At 47.5% G+C, this 3304-nt stretch carries 4 protein-coding genes; all 4 read right to left on the minus strand.

The window, feature by feature from the left end; all coding sequences use genetic code 11:
* Nucleotides 1–174 precede the first annotated feature (174 nt).
* Complete coding sequence (locus IHD13_RS17925; protein WP_195862400.1) at nt 175–1407, minus strand: hypothetical protein; 1233 nt, start codon at nt 1405–1407, stop codon at nt 175–177.
* A gap of 4 nt (nt 1408–1411) precedes the next feature.
* Complete coding sequence (locus IHD13_RS17930) at nt 1412–2542, minus strand: nucleoid-associated protein (RefSeq protein ID WP_195862401.1); 1131 nt, start codon at nt 2540–2542, stop codon at nt 1412–1414.
* Between the two features lie 101 nt (nt 2543–2643).
* Nucleotides 2644–2787 (minus strand): hypothetical protein, encoded by a 144-nt coding sequence (locus IHD13_RS18610; RefSeq protein WP_442786579.1) that lies wholly within the window; start codon nt 2785–2787, stop codon nt 2644–2646.
* Nucleotides 2754–2897 (minus strand): hypothetical protein, encoded by a 144-nt coding sequence (locus IHD13_RS17935; protein ID WP_195862402.1) that lies wholly within the window; start codon nt 2895–2897, stop codon nt 2754–2756. Before IHD13_RS17935 ends, IHD13_RS18610 begins: the two co-directional genes overlap by 34 nt.
* Nucleotides 2898–3304: the final 407 nt, after the last annotated feature.

A 3304-nucleotide genomic window follows, 5' to 3' on the forward strand; every position in this document is an offset into this window, starting at 1 on the left:
CCGGAACGTTCTGATTTCTCAAGAGAATACCATCCGCTATCTTCGTTTTCAGGCTGGCCTCATGAATAAGCAGGGTTTAATACTCTAGAATCATAACGCCCCCCTTAAGCCTAAGCGGATAGGCAACGAGGGAGAAAGCACCATACCAGAGATCACAATAATGCCGCCACCATCTCATGAGAACCAATTGGTATAAATCATCATGAATACCAACAACGCAGAGAAGACAGGAGCCCAACTCAACACCCTAAAAACCCAAAGGGTTCTTCTAACTCGTTTCTCGTGATTATCGAGATCAACTTCCAAGTCTTCCAGGTGATTCCTTAGATCTTCAGGATAAACCTCTCTTCTTCCTTCAAAAGACCCCAAGACCAAAGCTTTAGACTTTACAACCCTATTAAACTGTCTTTGCTGGTTTGAAACCAACTGGGATATTATCAAGGAAGCAAGAAAAATGCCAACAACAATAAAATAACTCTCCCAAAAACCCTCTGATTTTATCAAGGCAACAATGGCAGCAAAAGAAAGGGGAATACTCAAGACTCGCGTTGTAATATCTGATAAAATTTTGGAGAATTGCTCAGAAATTGAAACTTCAGCTTCAGCAACCTCTCGCTTTGCTTTATGGAAAGCAAAGCCGCTCATATAGGTGCCAATATTCTTATTATATAAGTCTACAAACTCATCCCACTTATCAACGAGATGATCAAAAGCGCCTACTCTAGCCTTGTCGCCTTTAACGAAATCTATCAGCGTACTCGAAAAAACATTGAGTTTCTCATGGTAATGCATATCCGTTGTTTGATCATTATCGCACAGAGAGCTCAACAGACTGAGATCCATCTCACCTGCTTTCGAAACGACCCTGGGATCAGCTTTTGCCTTTATAGCAACAGTGCTCTGACCACCGCCTTCTTCTGGATGGATAAAGACGAGGTTTAAACCGCTAGCGGTTGCCTTTGCATCGTGATAATGAGCAAGACAAGAGAGCTTCTTGACAAAATCGCAAAAAACTCCAAGCGACTCCACGCATGGATCTAATCCTTGGTCTCTTGAATAACATCTCTCTTCAACAAGATAAAACTCACCGGGAGCATGACCACTGCTAATCGACGCATTGCTATTAATTAGATCGTCGAAATTCCTATAAAATCTTTCAGCTCCACCAGTACTCAATAGAAACTCAAAGGATAGCTTCCTTCCAAACACAGGAAGCGGGTCCTCATCAGTGCAGTCCTCTTCATCGACTTCAATGTCTAAAAACCGCCCAAGAGTGGTATCTTGACGAACCTGATTCACAAGATCACGAACCTCGTCGCCGAACTCTGTCTCAGCTTCGATCCGTCCATTCATGATGGCTGGAGCTTTTACCAGCCTGTATAACTGGACTAAAGGAGACAAGCTCACTTAGTTAACCCTCATCATCGCCATCTCGTCCTTGACCATCGCCATGATCACTAATCTCTTGGTCAAGCTGCTGAATCACTTCCGGCGGAAGCTGAGTGATTGTCAAACTCCCTTGGTCTTTATTATAAAATATTTCTGAGGCTGGGTCAGTGCCCAAAGCAACTTTTTCAAAAACAAATTTCCAATTCGGGGACTTGGCAGTAACATGCGTATGGCGATTTAGAGAAGCTTTACTTACTGGAAACTCAACGGGAATGGCCAATTCATCGCTATTTAAAACTGCCACGAACTCACCAACGATCTCTTGAGCCTCGTCTCCTAAATCATGCGGAACATGATTACTGGCGATATTCGCAACCTCAGAAAGCTTAACCGGATCCTTATTCTCTAGCCTCTCATGCAAATACGCATATAGATCTGACATAAATGCGTCTTTATTATGCTTGATGCTATCATTTTCCTTAAAGAACTTCCTCGATCCACGAATTAGATTCGTGGTTGCTCGATTTGAGGTATTACCCTCCGAACAACCTAGAGCTGTAATGAAATATCCAGATGCAGATCGAGAAGAAGCGGGACTTATAAAGCTTAGGTAATTAAGCTCCCTTTTTTCTTCTACAGTAGCGTTCTCATACTCACCATACCGCACAAAGTTGATTCTTGCAGCCTGATGGAGCTTACTAAGATCAAGTTGCTCAAGCTCTTCAGGGCTCAAGTCTTCTGAAAGCCGCATGCCCGGGGTCTTTTTGATCATGACCACAAGGAAGTATCGCACACCGTCTGCGACCAAATCAGAAAACAGGATATACCCACCTGATGCAGCGCTGACAGACCCTTTATCGTAAAGCCTATGCATACCTATATGACTGATTTTGATAAAATCAAGATCAGTTGGTCCATCTTTTCTAGCATAACCTTGAAACTCATCAGGAAACTGTCCCCGACCATCTCCATCAACAAAGGTGCCATAATGAGCACCATTGTAGCGATCTCCATAGATCTTGGTTACTCCCTCTACAAGCTTGATGACCAGAGGGTGGGTGTTATCCAAGACCAAGGGCCGGTAGTTAGAGTTTTCTATTGGTTTATGCCGTTCTTTTACCAGCTCATGTACAATTACTTTATTTATTTTCATCCCTTCGGCTCCTTGCGTACCAATCTTTCCGGGCGACTTCTTATCGAACGCGGCGGCTTCCCGCCGCGCTTAAAGCTTCCCGTCTTTGCAGGAATGCAGTTTTACCGCCACGAGATCCGCCCAATCCGAATCTCGCACCGCCCCAGGATCTGAACGTCTTTCATGTCCTCGGGCTTGATCAGCTCCGGCTGGTAATGATCGTTGTCGCTGATCAGCAGCCAGGCCCCGCCAGCGGCGCGCTGCACGCGCTTGATGCGGCGTTCGCCATGAACCAGAGCAGCCCCCCTTCCAGCTTCGGCTCTCGGTGGCTGCGATCCACCAGCGCCCAGTCGCCATCGGCGAGGGTGCCGTCCATCGAGTCGCCTCTGACCTTTACCTGAGCCTTGAGCTGCTCGGCCGGGAACCAGCAGCGTCTCCTCGATGTTGGCCGCTGGCGTATAGGGCGTGCCGCTGAACCCCGTGGCGTCCAAGGTTTCGAGCCTTGGAAACAGCGGGCTTGGCGCCCTCCCTGCCGGCATATCGGTGCTCCTTATCTTTCACTCTACTAAGGAAGCCTAACCGATGCGCCATCCCGAAACCATCGCTAACCAGGGCGATCCCACTGGCTGCACTCCTCCTGCCCAGCCCAAGACAAGGGCACCCAGTTGGAGTAGGCCTCCCGGGAATCAGCTGCCATTGAAAAAGGCCGGATCGGGTCGCCCCGATCCGGCCTTTTCGATGATTTCGAAACGCCAGAAACGGAGAAGGTGGCTGGGCGGGGGC

The organism is Halomonas sp. 328 (assembly GCF_015645095.1).
Taxonomy (GTDB): domain Bacteria; phylum Pseudomonadota; class Gammaproteobacteria; order Pseudomonadales; family Halomonadaceae; genus Bisbaumannia.